The organism is Massilia sp. IC2-477 (assembly GCF_020707265.1).
Classification (GTDB): Bacteria; Pseudomonadota; Gammaproteobacteria; order Burkholderiales; family Burkholderiaceae_D; genus Telluria.
The window spans coordinates 234,779-249,632 of sequence record NZ_JAJFEQ010000002.1; the positions used below are offsets into that span (position 1 = coordinate 234,779).

At 66.3% G+C, this 14,854-nt stretch carries 15 protein-coding genes and 1 tRNA gene; 11 read left to right on the plus strand and 5 right to left on the minus strand.

Annotation, left to right across the window (positions count from 1 at the left end):
- Positions 1–4: 4 nt before the first annotated feature.
- Both LK542_RS04390 and LK542_RS04395 read left to right on the plus strand, forming a co-directional pair.
- On the plus strand, positions 5–934 hold the full coding sequence (locus tag LK542_RS04390) for a glyoxylate/hydroxypyruvate reductase A (RefSeq protein ID WP_227810959.1): 930 nt from the start codon (positions 5–7) through the stop codon (positions 932–934).
- 5 nt (positions 935–939) lie between these two features.
- On the plus strand, positions 940–1,860 hold the full coding sequence (locus LK542_RS04395; RefSeq protein WP_227810960.1) for a hydroxymethylglutaryl-CoA lyase: 921 nt from the start codon (positions 940–942) through the stop codon (positions 1,858–1,860).
- A 78-nt stretch (positions 1,861–1,938) separates the two neighbouring features.
- Here the strand turns inward: LK542_RS04395 and LK542_RS04400 are convergent.
- Positions 1,939–2,015: transfer RNA gene (locus LK542_RS04400), tRNA-Pro, on the minus strand.
- A gap of 100 nt (positions 2,016–2,115) precedes the next feature.
- Between LK542_RS04400 and LK542_RS04405 the strand changes: the two genes are divergently transcribed.
- A complete protein-coding gene (locus tag LK542_RS04405; RefSeq protein WP_227810961.1) occupies positions 2,116–2,730 on the plus strand; it encodes a hypothetical protein in 615 nt (204 codons plus the stop codon).
- A gap of 3 nt (positions 2,731–2,733) precedes the next feature.
- Here LK542_RS04405 and LK542_RS04410 read toward each other — a convergent pair whose 3' ends face one another.
- Positions 2,734–3,675: an alpha/beta hydrolase gene (locus LK542_RS04410; RefSeq protein ID WP_227810962.1), complete on the minus strand. Its 942-nt coding sequence runs from the start codon at positions 3,673–3,675 to the stop codon at positions 2,734–2,736.
- Positions 3,676–3,810: 135 nt separating this feature from the next.
- On the minus strand, positions 3,811–4,716 hold the full coding sequence (gene rsmI, locus LK542_RS04415; protein ID WP_227810963.1) for a 16S rRNA (cytidine(1402)-2'-O)-methyltransferase: 906 nt from the start codon (positions 4,714–4,716) through the stop codon (positions 3,811–3,813).
- Positions 4,717–4,727: 11 nt separating this feature from the next.
- Here rsmI and LK542_RS04420 point away from each other — a divergent pair, with 11 nt between their 5' ends.
- The 5 genes from LK542_RS04420 (at position 4,728) to LK542_RS04440 (ending at position 8,257) form a co-directional block, all read left to right on the plus strand.
- Positions 4,728–5,999 carry a penicillin-binding protein activator gene (locus LK542_RS04420; RefSeq protein WP_227810964.1) on the plus strand — a complete coding sequence of 424 codons (1,272 nt, stop codon included), beginning with the start codon at positions 4,728–4,730 and terminating at the stop codon, positions 5,997–5,999.
- Position 6,000: 1 nt separating this feature from the next.
- Positions 6,001–6,357 carry a YraN family protein gene (locus tag LK542_RS04425; RefSeq protein ID WP_227810965.1) on the plus strand — a complete coding sequence of 119 codons (357 nt, stop codon included), beginning with the start codon at positions 6,001–6,003 and terminating at the stop codon, positions 6,355–6,357.
- A 109-nt stretch (positions 6,358–6,466) separates the two neighbouring features.
- Positions 6,467–7,060 carry a phosphoheptose isomerase gene (locus LK542_RS04430; RefSeq protein ID WP_227801354.1) on the plus strand — a complete coding sequence of 198 codons (594 nt, stop codon included), beginning with the start codon at positions 6,467–6,469 and terminating at the stop codon, positions 7,058–7,060.
- Positions 7,057–7,689 (plus strand): BON domain-containing protein, encoded by a 633-nt coding sequence (locus LK542_RS04435; RefSeq protein ID WP_227801355.1) that lies wholly within the window; start codon positions 7,057–7,059, stop codon positions 7,687–7,689. The genes LK542_RS04430 and LK542_RS04435 overlap by 4 nt, the downstream gene beginning before the upstream one ends.
- A gap of 49 nt (positions 7,690–7,738) precedes the next feature.
- Positions 7,739–8,257 carry a TlpA disulfide reductase family protein gene (locus tag LK542_RS04440; RefSeq protein WP_227810966.1) on the plus strand — a complete coding sequence of 173 codons (519 nt, stop codon included), beginning with the start codon at positions 7,739–7,741 and terminating at the stop codon, positions 8,255–8,257.
- An 8-nt stretch (positions 8,258–8,265) separates the two neighbouring features.
- On the opposite strand, the gene LK542_RS04445 is transcribed toward LK542_RS04440, so the two are convergent.
- Both LK542_RS04445 and LK542_RS04450 read right to left on the minus strand, forming a co-directional pair.
- A complete protein-coding gene (locus LK542_RS04445; RefSeq protein ID WP_227810967.1) occupies positions 8,266–8,685 on the minus strand; it encodes a hotdog fold thioesterase in 420 nt (139 codons plus the stop codon).
- A 229-nt stretch (positions 8,686–8,914) separates the two neighbouring features.
- Positions 8,915–10,903, minus strand: coding sequence for a helicase-related protein (locus tag LK542_RS04450; RefSeq protein WP_227810968.1), 1,989 nt, complete (start codon positions 10,901–10,903; stop codon positions 8,915–8,917).
- 228 nt (positions 10,904–11,131) lie between these two features.
- On the opposite strand from LK542_RS04450, the gene LK542_RS04455 reads away from it, so the two are divergent.
- From LK542_RS04455 to LK542_RS04465, 3 genes are read left to right on the plus strand one after another with little or no spacing between them, the layout of a single operon-like run.
- A complete protein-coding gene (locus LK542_RS04455; RefSeq protein WP_227810969.1) occupies positions 11,132–12,961 on the plus strand; it encodes an ATP-binding protein in 1,830 nt (609 codons plus the stop codon).
- Complete coding sequence (locus tag LK542_RS04460) at positions 12,958–13,362, plus strand: response regulator (protein ID WP_227801360.1); 405 nt, start codon at positions 12,958–12,960, stop codon at positions 13,360–13,362. The genes LK542_RS04455 and LK542_RS04460 overlap by 4 nt, the downstream gene beginning before the upstream one ends.
- A complete protein-coding gene (locus LK542_RS04465; RefSeq protein WP_227810970.1) occupies positions 13,352–14,854 on the plus strand; it encodes an HD domain-containing phosphohydrolase in 1,503 nt (500 codons plus the stop codon). Before LK542_RS04460 ends, LK542_RS04465 begins: the two co-directional genes overlap by 11 nt.

Consider the following 14,854-nt stretch of genomic DNA (forward strand, 5'->3'; position numbering starts at 1 on the left):
GGACATGCGGATACTCCTGTACCGGGGAGACGGCGTGATCGAGCCGTGGGCGCGCGAGTTCGCGTCCGTCATGCCGCAGGTGGAGACCGTCGCATGGAAGGAGGGCGTGGCCCTGCCGCCCTGCGACTACGCGGTACTGTGGAGCCCCACCCCGGCCCTGCTGGACCAGCTTGCGCACGTGCGCGCGATCTTCCTGATGGGCGCGGGCGTCGACGCCCTGCTCAAGCTGGGCGAGGCGCTGCCGCCGGTGCCGATCGTGCGCCTGGGCGACGCCGGCATGGGCGTGCAGATGGCGGAATACGTGGCGCACGCCGTGCTGCGCTATTACCGCCACTTCGACGATTATGAACAGCAGGCGCGCCACGGCGTCTGGGATCCGCTGCCGCTCACGCCCAAGAACGAATTCGCGGTCGGGATCATGGGGCTCGGCAGACTCGGCCTGCCGGTGGTCGAGGCGATGCGCCTGTTCGGCTTCCCGGTGCGCGGCTGGAGCCGCACGCCCAAGGACATCCCGGGCGTCGAATGCTTCCATGGCAGCGACGGCCTGGATGCCTTCCTGCGCGGCACCCGCGTGCTGGTCTGCATGCTGCCGCTCACGCCGGAGACGGCCAACCTGCTCGACCGCCACAACATGGGCAAGCTGCAGCAGGGCGCGTATCTGATCAACGTCTCGCGCGGCGCCATCCTGGCCGAGCCCGACCTGATGACGCTGATCCGTTCCGGCCACATCGCCGGCGCCACGCTCGACGTGTTCCGCCACGAGCCGCTGCCAGCGCCGCACCCGTTCTGGAACGAGCCGCGCATCAGCATCACCCCGCATATCTCGGCGCTTACCGTGCGCCATGACGCCGTGCTCCAGATCGCAGACAAAATCGCGAAACTGGAGAGCGGCCAACCCGTCGGCGACATCGTCGACCGCGATCTAGGATATTGATAGAAATGAACGAGCAAGCCAGCCTGCCGAAGAAGGTCAAGATCGTCGAAGTGGGGCCGCGCGACGGCCTGCAGAACGAGAAGGAGGCGCTGTCCGCCGCGGTGAAGATCGAACTGGTGAACCGGCTCGCGCGCGCGGGTTTTCCGAATGTCGAAGCAGCCTCCTTCGTCTCGCCCAAGTGGGTGCCGCAGATGGCTACCAGTGCGGAGGTCATGGCCGGCATCGAACGCCTGCCGGGCACCATCTATTCGGCGCTAACGCCCAACATGCAGGGTTTCGAAGCGGCGCTGGCCGCCAGGGCGGATGAAGTCGTGGTCTTCGGCTCGGCCTCGGAAGCCTTCTCGCAGAAGAACATCAACTGCTCGATCGCCGAATCGATTGCGCGCTTCGAGCCGGTCGCCAAGGCGGCCAAGGCCAACGGCCTGCGCCTGCGCGGCTCGATCAGCACGGCCTTCGGCTGCCCCTACCAGGGCGAAGTGCCCTTGGAGAGCGTGGCCGACGTGGTGCGCCGCATGCGCGACCTCGGTTGCGACGAAATCGACATCGCCGACACCATCGGCGTCTCGACGGCACGCAAGACCCAGGCGGTGATGCTGGCGGCAAGCCGCGAATTCCCGCTGCAGCAGCTGTCGGGCCACTTCCACGATACCTATGGCCAGGCGCTCGCGAACATCTACGCGGCGATGGAAGTCGGCGTGGCGATTTTCCACTCGTCCGTTTCGGGCCTGGGCGGCTGCCCGTATGCGAAGGGCGCCACCGGCAACGTCGCGACCGAGGACGTGCTTTACCTGATGAATGGACTGGGCATCGAGACCGGCATCGACCTCGACCAGGTGGTGGATGCGGGACAATTCATTTCGCAGGCGCTGGGCCGCAAGGGTGCGAGCCGGGCAGGGAATGCACTGCTCGCCAAGCGCGCGGGTTGATCCACATGCGGCCGGCAATGCCGGTCGTCCAGAACGAAAAAAGCCGACAGTTTTCACTGTCGGCTTTTTCCTTAATGCTGGTCGGAGTACAAGGATTCGAACCTTGGACCCTCTGGTCCCAAACCAGATGCGCTACCGGGCTGCGCTACACTCCGAGAAGAAGAATCATACCGCTCCCGGCTGATCTGGTCAAGGTTTAAGGGGAAAATAAGCCAGCGTGTGGCATTCTTCGACAATGATCAAGCAGGAAACATTGTGAGTTTCGCAGCAGCGTATGGCGACAACGCCGTCGGGAGTCGGGGGAACAGGCGCTTCCTCGTGGGCGTCGGCATATCCGTCGTGTTGCACGTGATGCTGATGCTGGCCTACCGCGGCCATGTCCCGGCCCTGCCAGCGCTGGAACCCGAACCGTCCGCGCCGATTGCCGTGCGCATCCTGCCCCCGCCTCCAGCGCCGGCGCCACCGCGCGTGGAGCCAAAGCCGCAGCCGCGCGCCGAGCCCGCCGCACCACGCCCTGCCCGCCCATCGACGCCGAAACCGGTCATCGCCGTTCCTGCCTCGCCGCAACAGGAGGCATCACCGGATAGCTTCAGCGTGCAGCAAGCCGAGGAACCTGCACCGAGCGAGGCGCCCCAGTTCGACATCAATGCCGCCAGGCAAACGGCACGGCAACTGGCAAGTCAGACCAAGCTTGGCCGTGAAGGAAATGCGAACGCGCAATTCCCCGATCCGCCGCTGGAAACCGAAACGAAGGCCGCACGCGCCATCAGCAAGGCCAAGCGCCGCGACTGCAAGGACGGCGTACCGGGCGGCCTGCTGGCGCCGCTATTCCTCATGATGGACAAGAAGGACCACGGCTGCAAATGGTAAGCCTCACACCCCCTGTTTTCGCTTCAGGTAGCCGTGCATGTCGAGCCAGCGTGCGAAGTCCTCGAACCAGCCGGTGCTGGTGGTCGGCTTCCGGTACATGCCGAAGCCGTGGCCGCCCTGCTCGTAGAGGTGGAACTCCACCGGACGCCTGGCGGCGCGCCAGCTGTCGACCAGGCCATACCCGGTATTGCCGAACAAGGGATCGTCTGCGGCAAGCGCGATGAACAGCGGCGGCGCGTCAGGCGATGCCTTCATCGGCGCCAGCGGACCGTAGATATTGGCGATGAAGGCAGGTCTGGCGTCCTGCCCATGCAGCGTGGTTGCCATCGTCAGCATCGCGCCGGCGGAGAAGCCGACCATGCCGATACGGTCGGGATCCACCCGCCACTCCACGGCGCGCGAACGCACGAGTGCGAAGGCGGCGCGCGCGTCGGCGATCTGGGGCGCCAGGGTCACGGCCGGATCCTGCTGCGAAGCCCGGCGGGCTCCTTCCGCGCCGGCCGAGAACATCTGCGCCATCGAGCGCGCGAATGCGCCCATGTCCTGTGGTGTCTGGTTGAGACGGTACTTCAGCACGAAGGCCGCCACGCCCTTGTCGGCAAGGGCCCGGGCCACGTCCCATCCCTCGTTGTTCATCGACAGCGTACGGAAGCCGCCGCCCGGTGCAACGATCACCGCGGCGCCGGTCGCCTTCCCTGGGGCCGGCAAGAAGGGCGTCAGCGTGGCCAGGGTGACGTTGCGGGCGAACACGCTGCCATACTGGCTGTGCCAGCTCTCCTGTACGCTCGCACCCGGCAGCGCGCCGGTCCCCAGCACGATCGCGTTCGGCTGCGCTGGAATCGCGATCGGCGTCATCCTGTCGTCCTGCGCCATTGCCGGCGCAGCCAGGGCGCAGCCCAAGCCGATTATGCCGGCAGCAAGGCCCATGCGGATTGTTCTCATCATGTATGTCCCCTCTCCAAGTGATTACTGCTCCAGCGCTGCGTCAGCACAATGGTTGCGCTAACATTCTACGGCAGGAACTTGTCAAGGGGCTAATAAATTGAAGAAACCGCGAAAGAGGCTCGCCTGAGGGCTTGATTACTCACCCTTGATCTGCAGGGCGCGCTCATACAGGGCGTTCTTTTTGCGTCCGGTGATCTGCGCAGCCAGGTTGGCCGCCTGCTTGACCGAACATTCGGTCAGCAGGATCTGCAAGATGCGCTCCGCTTCCGCATCCTGCGCGTCCGTCTCCAGGGTCGCGCCTTCCACCAGCACCACGAACTCACCGCGCTCGCGGTGCTGGTCGGCCGTGACCCAGGCCCTTGCCTCGCTCAGCAGGCAGCGGTGCACTTCTTCGAACATCTTGCTCAGCTCGCGCGCGAACACCACCTGGCGGGTCGGCTCAAACACGCTCATCAAGCCTTCGACGCAATCGACGATGCGATGCGGCGCTTCGTAGATGACGAGGGTCGAGGTTTCGCGCGCGAGCTCGGCCAGTGCGCTTTCGCGCTGCTTGGATTTTGCCGGCAGGAAGCCGACGAAATGGAAGCGGTCATTCACCAGTCCGCTTGCCGACAGGGCCGCGATCGCCGCCGACGGTCCCGGCAGCGGCACCACGTTCAGGCCTGCCTCACGCACGGCATCGACGATGCGCGCGCCCGGGTCGGATACGGCAGGCGTGCCGGCATCCGACACCAGGGCCACGCGCTGGCCGCCCTGCAGGCGCTCGACGATCTTGTCCGCGACTTCACGTTCGTTGTGCATGTGGGCGGCGATGGTCTGCTTCGACAGGCCGAAGCGCTGCAGCAGGGCGCCGGTCTTGCGCGTGTCCTCGCAGGCCACGACATCGGCGAGCGCCAGCAGGTGCAATGCGCGCAGCGTGATGTCGGTGACGTTGCCGATCGGTGTAGCCACGACATACAGCGTTGCGGTAGGATAGGACTGCTGGGCCGCTTCGCCCATGACGGGAAGCCGGGCGATGTCGATGGTCTGCTGTTCTGTCATAAGGGGTTCCGATGCTGAAGAAAAAGAATATCCGGGCGCTGCTGCCAACTGCCGCATTCGGCCTGCTTGCGGCCGCATTGTCTGCTTGCAGTAGCACACCTTTGCCGCCCGACACCGGCTGCGGCGTACCGGGCGGATTGTGCGCGCCCGCCGCGACGAGTGCAAGTCCGCCGCCTGCCGAACCCAGCTATACACCCCCGCCGCCGGCCGCTCCCGTCCAGACCAATCCCATCGAGATCCTGCCGCCAACCGGTAGCCGTCCCCTCGCCGCCGACCTCAATCCTTCCGGCGCCCGCATCGCCCTGCTGCTGCCCCTGCAATCCGACGCGCTCGCGCAACCGGCCGAAGCAGTGCGCGCCGGCTTCATGGCCGGCTACGAACGCGACCGCGGCGGCGTGACGGTCAACGTCATTCCCACCGGCGACTCCTCCCAGGCCACGCTCGACGCCTACGCACGCGCGGCCGAGCAGCACGATATCGTGGTCGGCCCGCTCGCGCGTCCGGCCGTGGCCGCACTGGCCACCAGCGGCGCCGTCACCCGGCCGACCATCGCCCTGAACCACCCGCAAACCAATGGACCGCTGCCGCGCCAGATGCTGGTGGTCGGCCTGTCGCTCGAAGACGAAGCACGCCAGGTGGCCGACTGGGCCGCCGCGGAACAGCCGGGCGCCCGCGCCCTGGTGCTGACCGGCAAAGCCGCATGGCAGCAGCGCCTGTCGGGCGCCTTCACGGCGCGCTGGGCCCAGCTGGGCCTGAACAACATGGTCGTCGAGCTGCCCAGCAGCGACGGCTACGTCGATGCCAATGCCTTGGCCGAGCTGCGGTCGCGCATGCAGGTCGACCAGCCGCAGCTGGTGTTCGCCGCCCTCGACGCAGTGCAGCTGCGCCAGGTGCGCAGCGCCATCGGCACCTCGCTGCCGACCTACGGCACCGCCTCGATCAATCCGGGCCGCGATCCCGGGAGCGCCGCGCCGGAACTGGCCGGCGTGCGCATCCTCGACCTGCCCTGGGCCGTGCAGCCGGAACATCCGCTGGTGGCGAGCTATCCGCGCTGGGGCGATACCAGCAATGGCTACGATATGCAGCGCCTGTACGCGCTCGGCATCGACGCCTTCCGCATCGCACGCCAGCTGGCCCTGCGTCCCGACGGCGCCTTCGAGCTGGATGGCGTGACTGGGCGCCTGTCGGTGGACATGGGCGCCGGCGCGGGCGCCTTCCGCCGCGTCGAGACCGGCACCGTCTACCGCGACGGCGCTTTCGAAGCGGTCGCTTTCGGGCGCTGACATGTGGCACCTGCGCCTGTCACCGCGGCAGGCCCAGGGCCGCGACTGGGAGCGGGCAGCCCTGCTCCACCTGAAACGCCACGGCCTGAAGCCGGTCGAAGAAAATTTCCGCTGCAAGGGCGGGGAAATCGACCTGGTCATGCGCGATGGCGATATCCTGGTGTTCGTCGAGGTGCGCCAGCGCGCCGGCAATGACTGCGGCGGCGCGGCCGCCAGCATCACCCCCGCCAAGATCCGCCGCCTGGTGCGTGCGGCGCAGGTGTACCTGTTGCGTTTTCCCGTCACCCCACCCTGCCGCTTCGACGTCGTCGCCATCGATGGCGACCGTCTCGAATGGCTCAAGGATGTGATTAACTGATCAATTTGCCAAGCAGCCTCGCCGGCCGCCCTCAGCGGCCCCTTGAAATGTAAGCAATTTTTACGGTGGTTGCCCGAGCTGGGTTGCCACTGCACTATAATTCCCGGCTATGAATACTCAACGCATCCTCGCTCACTTCCAGGAGAGCGCCGATCTCAAGATGAAGTCGGCAGCTGCCCTGGCACAACCCATTTCGCAGGCCGTGGAACTGATGTTCCATGCCCTGTCCAACGGCAACAAGATCCTGGCTTGCGGCAATGGCGGTTCTGCCGCCGACTGCCAGCACTTTGCTGCCGAGCTCGTCGGGCGCTTCGAGCGCGAGCGCTTCCCGCTGCCGGCGATCGCCCTGACCACCGACACCTCGATCATGACGGCGGTCGGCAACGACTACAGCTTCAAGGAGATCTTCTCGAAGCAGGTGCAGGCCTTCGGCCAGGCAGGCGACATCCTGCTGGCGATCTCGACTTCCGGCAATTCGGCCAACGTGCTGGCTGCGGTCGAGGCGGCGCTCGAGCGCGAGATGCGCATCGTCGCCTTCACCGGCAAGGACGGCGGCGCGCTGGCCAAGCTGCTGACCGACGCCGACATCCACATCAACGTGCCCCACGCACGCACCGCGCGCATCCAGGAAGTCCACCTGTGCGCGATTCACTGCATCTGCGACGGCATCGACGTCGCACTGTTCGGAGGAGAAGAGGAATGACCAACATGCGCCCGCTGGCCGGCCTGCTGTCGAAAATCGTACTGGGTACCGCACTGGCGGCTTCGCTGTCGGGCTGCGTCGCCATGGCCGTGGGTGGCGTCGCCACCGCCGCCCTGTCGGCGAATGACCGCCGCACCATCGGCATGCAGACCGAGGACAAGGCGATCAACGTCAAGGCCGAGATCAAGATGCAGCAGCTCACCGGCGAGAACGGCCACATCAACGTCACCAGCTACAACCGCAAGGTGCTGCTGACCGGCGAAGTGCGCGACGAAGCCATGAAGCAGGCGGCCGAGCGCGAAGTGCGCGCGATCGACAACGTGGTCTCGGTGATCAACGAACTGGAAATCGCCGGTCCGTCGAGCTACACCTCGCGTTCCAGCGACGCCCTGATCACCACCAAGGTCAAGGCCAGCCTGGTCGACAAGAAAACCATTTCGGCAACCTCGGTGAAAGTCACCACCGAGCGCGGCGTGGTCTACCTGCAGGGTCTCGTCACCCCGCGCGAAGGCAATATCGCCGCCGATGTCGCCAAGGGCGTGGCGGGCGTGACCCGCGTCGTCAAGATCTTCGAGTACATCGCCGAGGAAGACCCGCGCGCCAACCAGGCTGCGCCAAGCCAGAGCTAAGCCTCAACGGCAGGACTGCGGTCCTGCCGTTTTTTTATCCGCATCCGCCATGACCTCTTCCAAACCCTCCCGTCCCTGGATCAAGCCGGCCGCCGCCTGTGCGCTGGTACTGGCGCTGGGCGGCATCGGCTACACCGCCTTCAACAAGGGCACGCCGGCGCCGAACGTCACCTTCATCAGCATCAGCGGCGACAAGATCAGTACCGAGTCCCTGCGCGGCAAGGTGGTGATGGTGAACTTCTGGGCGACCTCCTGCGTCACCTGCGTCAAGGAGATGCCGCAGATGGTCGAGACCTACAACAAGTACAAGGGACAGGGCCTGGAGTTCGTGGCGGTGGCAATGCAGTACGACCCGCCCAACTACGTGCTGAACTTCACCGAGACGCGCAAGCTGCCGTTCAAGGTGGCGATCGACTCGGCCGGCGACATCGCCAAACAGTTCGGCGACGTCAGCCTGACCCCGACCACCTTCGTGATCGACAAGAACGGCAAGATCATCAAGCAGTACGTCGGCGAGCCGGATTTCCCGACCCTGCACAAGCTGCTCGAGAAAGAGCTGGCCTCTTAAGCCTTCGCTTATTTGGGATAGAGAATCATTTGCGTGCAGCGGAACAGGGCGATGGTCTTGCCGCTGTCCTTGTCCGTGACCGTCGCATCCCAGACCTGGGTGGTGCGGCCCAGGTGCGCGGCGGTCGCCACCACGGCGATGGTGCCCTGGCGTGCGGTGCCCAGGTGGTTCGATTTCAGTTCGATTGTCGTGAAGTTCTGCGCGCCTTCCGGCAGGTGGGCAACGCAGGCGTAACCGGCCGCGGTATCGGCCAGCGTGACCACGCTGCCGGCATGCAGGTAGCCGTTCGGGGCCAGCAGCTGGGGCGTGATCGGCAGCTCCGCGCAGACGCGGCCTTCAGCCACTTCGGTGATCTGGATGCCGAGGTGGCCGGGGAGGAAGGACTTGCCGAATTCGTTGAAGGATTCTGGGGTGTATTTCGGGTTCACGGTGTTGTCGCTTTGATGGCAAAAGCGGGATCGTACACTGTGCGTCAATATCGTGCAGGCTTGGGTTAGTGGCTGAGCGACGGAATTGGGTTCCGGCCTTCGCCGGAACGACGTGCTTAGGCGAGTGGCCACAACAGTCGGACTTGACCTCTAGCCTCAAGACCGTCATCCCGGCGCAGGCGGGAATAATGCCACTGGCATTATTCCCTCCAATTTCGCACCGCAACCTTTAACGCCTGCGCTTGCCCCCACCCGAGGACCCACCCCGCTGCCGCGCCGCCGCATTCTGCTGCTGCAGCATCGAATCGACCCGTTCCGACGCCTCGCGCGCCAGTTGCTGCGCCAGTTCGATGCTCGGAAAGTGTTCCGGCTCCCGGTAGCCCAGCCAGGCGTAGGCCGAGTACATGCGGCAGGTGTCCTCGACCTCCTGCAGGTTCATGTAATAGAGCTCCTGGGTCGGCGGCGCCAGCTTGCAGACCTTTTTCTTGGCCAGCGACAGCGCCCAATGCTCCCAGGCGCTTTGCAGCACCGGCACCCGGGTCGAGATCGGCACCAGGGACAGCATGAACTTCTCCGCCACCGACAAGGGCAGCGTGTCGAGCCACTCGGCGCGCTCGTTCTGTTCTTCGGTGATGCGCGGGTAGAAGAAGCCGTCCGGCACGTCGATGTTGTGCACGAAGCGGCGCAGCAGTTTCACCAAGGAGGTCTCGCCCGTCACCGACGAGATGCGGTGCAGCTGCTCGAGCGAAGGCGCGACCGCGAAGCCGGTAGCGGCCACCGGCGGAATCTTTTCCTTCATGAGCGCGCGCATCACCTCGTGGGTGTCGTCGTCGTAGCCGGCGACGAAGCCTTCCTCGTGCACGCCATAGCGCCCGGCACGGCCGGCGATCTGCTTGGCCAGCGCGGCCGAGATCTCTTCTTCCTCGACCCCGTTGTACTTGACCGTGGTCGTCATCACGATGCGTGCGATCGGCATGTTCAGGCCCATCGCCAGCGCGTCGGTGCCGACCACGATGTCGGCCTGCCCTTCGCGGAAGCGCTCGGCCTGGGCGCGCCGCACTTCCGGCGACAGGTTGCCGTACACGGTGGCCACCGACAGGCCCTTCTCGGTGATCATGTCGCGCCACATCAGCACATCGCGGCGCGAGAAAGCGATGACGGCGTCGCCGCGCCGTAGGTTGCCGAGTTTGCGCACGGGCGACGGCTCCATCGCCAGCGGCGCCATGCGTTTCAGTACATGGACTTCCAGCGACACCTCCAGGCGCTCGGCCAGGGCCTCGATCGCGCGCCGTGCTTCCGGCGCCCCGACCAAGAACACGGTGGCGGCCGGCGCGCCGCACACGGCGGCGGTCCAGGCGGCGCCGCGGTCGCGGTCGGCCAGCATCTGGATCTCGTCAATCACCGCCACCTCGACCGGCTTCTTCGTATCGAGCATCTCGACGGTGCTGGCGACGTGGGTCGCGCCTTCGGCGACACGGCGCTCTTCGCCGGTGATCAGGCTGACCTTGATCTCCTTGCCATGCGGGCGCGCCTCCTGCAGGCGCTCGTAGTTTTCCAGCGCCAGCAGGCGCAGCGGCGCGAGGTAGACGCCGCTCGCGGCCTTGGCCAGCGCTTCCATCGCGCGGTGGGTCTTGCCCGAATTGGTGGGACCGAGCAGGGCGACGAACTTGCGCTGCATCTTGCTGGCCACCTCGAAGGATTCCGGGTACTCGGCCAGGTTGATGCTTTCCTTGGTGCGCGCGGCGTGACGCTCTTCCTGCTCGCGCTCGACCGCGTGGGTCAGGCGCTGCGAGATGCGCTGGAAGACGTATTCGGCCGGTTCCGAGGTTTCCAGTTCGTCGAGCACGTGCAGGAACAGCATCGGGTCCCAGCCGAATTCGTCGGCTTCTTCGGCGATGTCGCGCACGAAGTCCTCGGCCTCGGTCTGCAGCTGCTCGATGGCGTCGGGGGTCGCGCGCTCTTCGAGCAGGTCGCGGCGCGCCAGCATGTCCATCTTGCGCCACTTGCTCGGCTTGGCCAGCACGCCGCGCGACGGCACCAGGCGGTAGGGCACGCGCAGGCCTTCGTAGCGCACCTCGCCCGAGAAACGCAGGAAGACGCGGCCTTCCATCTTGACCAGTTCGATGCCGCGTTCGGGGAAGTCGAGCTCGCGCTCGAGGAAGGCGTCGTCGCCGGTATCGCTGTCGGTGTCGGATGGGTCGTTGCGGGGCTGGCTCATTGGCGGAAAGCTTGTCCTGTTGTTGTCACGGTTACCACTATAGCGCGGCGTGGCGCGGGCGCGCGCCCGCGAACGCCGCTGCCCCTGGCGCGGGGCCCCTGGTCTTTCCTTGGACAAAAACCAACAGTCATTCAGGGCTTGCGAATGTTACTTGCCCGTAAGAAATTATTAAACTATAGTCTGTAGCTCACAAGCGAGCCGCTGTCGTGGGCTAACCGGATTATCACAATGAAAAACAACCGGATCGGCATCATTCTCGTCGTCTCCTCGCTGGCGGTGATCGCCCTGATCGTCGCCATGCTGCTGCAGCGCCAGCAGGCCGATGCGGCGGCGCAGATGCGGGTGCAGGGCCTGGCCACCATCCGTTCGCTGTCGGCCCTGCCGGCGCCGGTACTGGTCCCGCGCGCAGGCCAGTACGGCGTGCTCGATTCGGTCCTGGCCAACGGCGGCCGCCGCGATTTCGCCTATGCCGCCGTCACCGATGCCAACGGGCGCAACCTGGCTGAAGTGGCCGGTCCCGGCGTGATCCTTCCCCCCGCTGTCCCGATGGCCGTCTCCGGCTTTGCCGAGCGCGCGCTTCTTGGCGCACCCGGCATGCCGGCCGTCCGCGAATTCCACGGACCCGTGGCCGATCCCGAAGGCGGACGCCTGCAGATCCGCGTCGGCTACTACGAGCCACGCATCGCCGACGGCCTCAAGGACCTGCCTTTCTACGGCCTGGTGGCGCTGGCGGTGTTCCTGCTGGTGCCCCTGATCTACCTGGTCATCAAGCGCGAGATGGCGCCGCTGGCGAAACTTGGCGAGCAGCTGCACACCCTTGCCGGCGCCCAGGGCGCGGCTGCGGCGCCGGTGCCCGCTACGCGTGAACAGGACGTGCGCGGCCTGGCGCTGGAACTGAACACCTACCTCGACCAGGCCGGCCGCCGCATCCGCGAGCTGGAAGAGTCGAGCGTGGCCAACCTGGCCAGCGGCCGCCTGCTCGAGTACACGACCAACAAGATGCAGGCCATGCTGCACTGCCAGCCAGACGGCCTGCTGGCCCTCGATCCGGGCGGCGACATCACCTTCGCCACCGCCAAGCTCGAGCCGCTGCTGGGCGTGCCGGTGACCGCCGTGCTGACCCAGCCGGTCGACACCTGGTGCGAGGACGCCGAGCTGCGCGCGGTGCTGCAACGCCTGCGCAGCGGCGCGGCCGATACCCGGCGCCCGCTGAACTTCGAGTTCGAACCGGTACGCGTGCCAGGCAAGCGCCTGCACGCCAGCGTCTCGCCGCTGCAGGCGGCCGGCGGCGCCGTCTCCTTCGGCAGCCTGGTGGTGCTGCGCGACGTCACCGCCGAACACCTCGCGCGCGCCGCCGGCAACGACTTCGTCGCCCACGTCTCGCATGAACTGAAGTCGCCCCTGAACGTGCTGGCCATGTACGGCGAGCTGCTGGCCGATCCGGGAACCGCCCCGGACGAGCGCATCGAGGCGGTCAACGTGGTGCAGGACCAGATCGAGCGCATGACGTCCCTGGTGAACAACCTGCTCAACGTGAGCAAGCTCGAAATGGGCACGGTGCGCCCCGAGCGCCACCGCGTCAAGCTGCACGAACTGCTGCACGACACCTGGCAGCAGGCGCAGCCGCGCGCCCACCAGAAGCACGTCAAGCTCGAGCTGCAGGTGCCGCACGATATCCCGGCGGTCTCGATCGACAAGGACCTGTTCCGCATCGCGCTCAACAACCTGGTCGGCAATGCGATCAAGTACAACGATGCCGGCGGCAGTGTGGTGCTGTCGGCCGAAGAAGGCGACAGCGACGTGGTCATCACGGTGCGCGACACCGGCATCGGCATGGCGCTTGACGACCAGGCGCGCGTCACCGAGAAGTTCTACCGCGTGCCCGAGACCGGCCCGAACCAGCGCGGCGGCCATGGCCTGGGCCTGTACCTGGCCAACCAGATCGTCGAACTGCACCATGGCCGCCTGAGCCTGGAAAGCCAGCCGGGCCAGGGCAGCACCTTCTCCATCCACCTCAAGAAGATGCCTTCGCTCGCCGAAAGCGCCAACGTCCTATGAGCAAGCGCAGCATCCTGATCGTCGACGACGAAGCGCACGTCATCCGCGTACTGCGCCTGATGCTCGAGCGCGAAGGCTATCGCGTCCTGTGCGCCGGCGATGGCGCCGAGGCGCTGGCGCTGATGGCGGATGCGCGCCCCGATGCCCTGATCAGCGATATTCAGATGGCAGGCATGAACGGACGCGAGCTGTGCACTGCGGTGCGCGAACGCTGGCCCGACGAGCACTTCCCGATCCTGGTCATGACCTCGATGACCGCGGCCGACGAACGCGCCTGGGTGCGCGCACTGCCGAAGGTCGAATTCCTGGAAAAGCCCCTGAGCCCGCGCCAGCTGGTGGCGCGCCTGGCCGATCACTTCAATGCCCGCGAAGGCGGGCCGGAGACCCAGCATGCAAGCTGATACCCTGAGCGAGCTTGATTACAGCCGTTACGCACGCTGGCTGCGCCGCGTCAGCGGTACCGACTACGACCTGGCCGTGGTCGGCAGCGGCGGCGCCGTCGCCTGGACCAGCCTGTCGGGCTCAAACATGGCCGACTGGCTGGCGGCATTGGCTGCAAGCGGCTTCGCCTGGTCCTGCGTCGGCGAGGGCATGCAGCGCCACGATGCGCTTGAGGCCACCCTGCTCTACCTGCCGGTACGCGCGCACGGCTTCCTGGCGGTGCGGGTCGCGGCCGGCGAACCGGATGCCGGCTGGGACCTGCTGGCCGAAACGCTCGAAGACATCGCCGCCGGCATCGCCGACGACCTGGCGTCCAAGACCGAACTCGATGCGATGGCGCTCGAGCTGTCGGAGCGCTACGAAGAGCTGCACCTGGTGTACGCGATCGACAAGCAGGTGCAGCAGCTGGAGCCGGGCATCGACCTGTTCCAGCGCCTGCTGGAGAGCTGGGCCGTGCACATGGACTGCGACGTCGCCGCTTTTGTGAAGCCGGGCGAGAACCTGTGCGTGCATGCAACCAACCTGTCGGCCCCGATCCACAACCTGGACCTGGTGCTGGTCGAGATGCGCGGCGACCTGTACCGCTTCGCACATTCCTCGCGCGCCTCGATCGTGATCAACGACACCAACGATCCGCGCCGCGCCTACATCTTCACCGACCTGCCCTACAAGTTGCTGTGCTGCCCGGTGATCCACAACCGCAGCGTGGTGGCGATCCTGGTGCTGGCCAACCACCTGGCCAAGCCCGATTTCTCGAACAGCGACCGCAAGCTGGGCGAGCTGCTCGCTAACCAGCTCTCCAGCCTGTCGCGCATGTACGGCATGCTGACCGAGACCAGCCGCTTCAACGAGCAGATGGCCAATGCCCTGATCGAGGCGGTGGAAGCGAAGGACCCGTACACCCGCGGCCACTCCGAGCGGGTGCACTACATCTCGATGCAGATCGGCGCCGCCATGGGCCTCTCCAGCCGCGATACCGACGACCTGTTCTGGGGTTCGCTCCTGCACGATGTCGGCAAGATCGGCATTCCCGATGCGGTGCTGTGCAAACCGGGCCGTCTCACCCAGGACGAGTACACCTTCATCATGGTGCACCCGGAGCGCAGCTACGAGATCCTGCGCCACATCGACCGCCTCAAGGGGGCGGTGCCGGGCGCGCGCCACCACCAGGAAAAATGGGACGGCACCGGCTACCCGCACGGTCTGCAGGGCACCGAGATTCCGCTGCTGGCGCGCATCATCGCAGTGGCCGACACCTACGACTCGATCACCAGCTCGCGCGCCTACCGCGCCGGGCGCAGCCACGAGGTGGCGATGGCCGAGATCGCGCGCGTGTCCGGCAAACAGCTCGACCCGAACGTCGTGCGCGTGCTGGAGGAAATCTGCGCGCTCGAACCGGAGTGGATCGCACGCTTCAACATCCAGCGCGAGCGCGCGGCCGCGGTGGCCTGA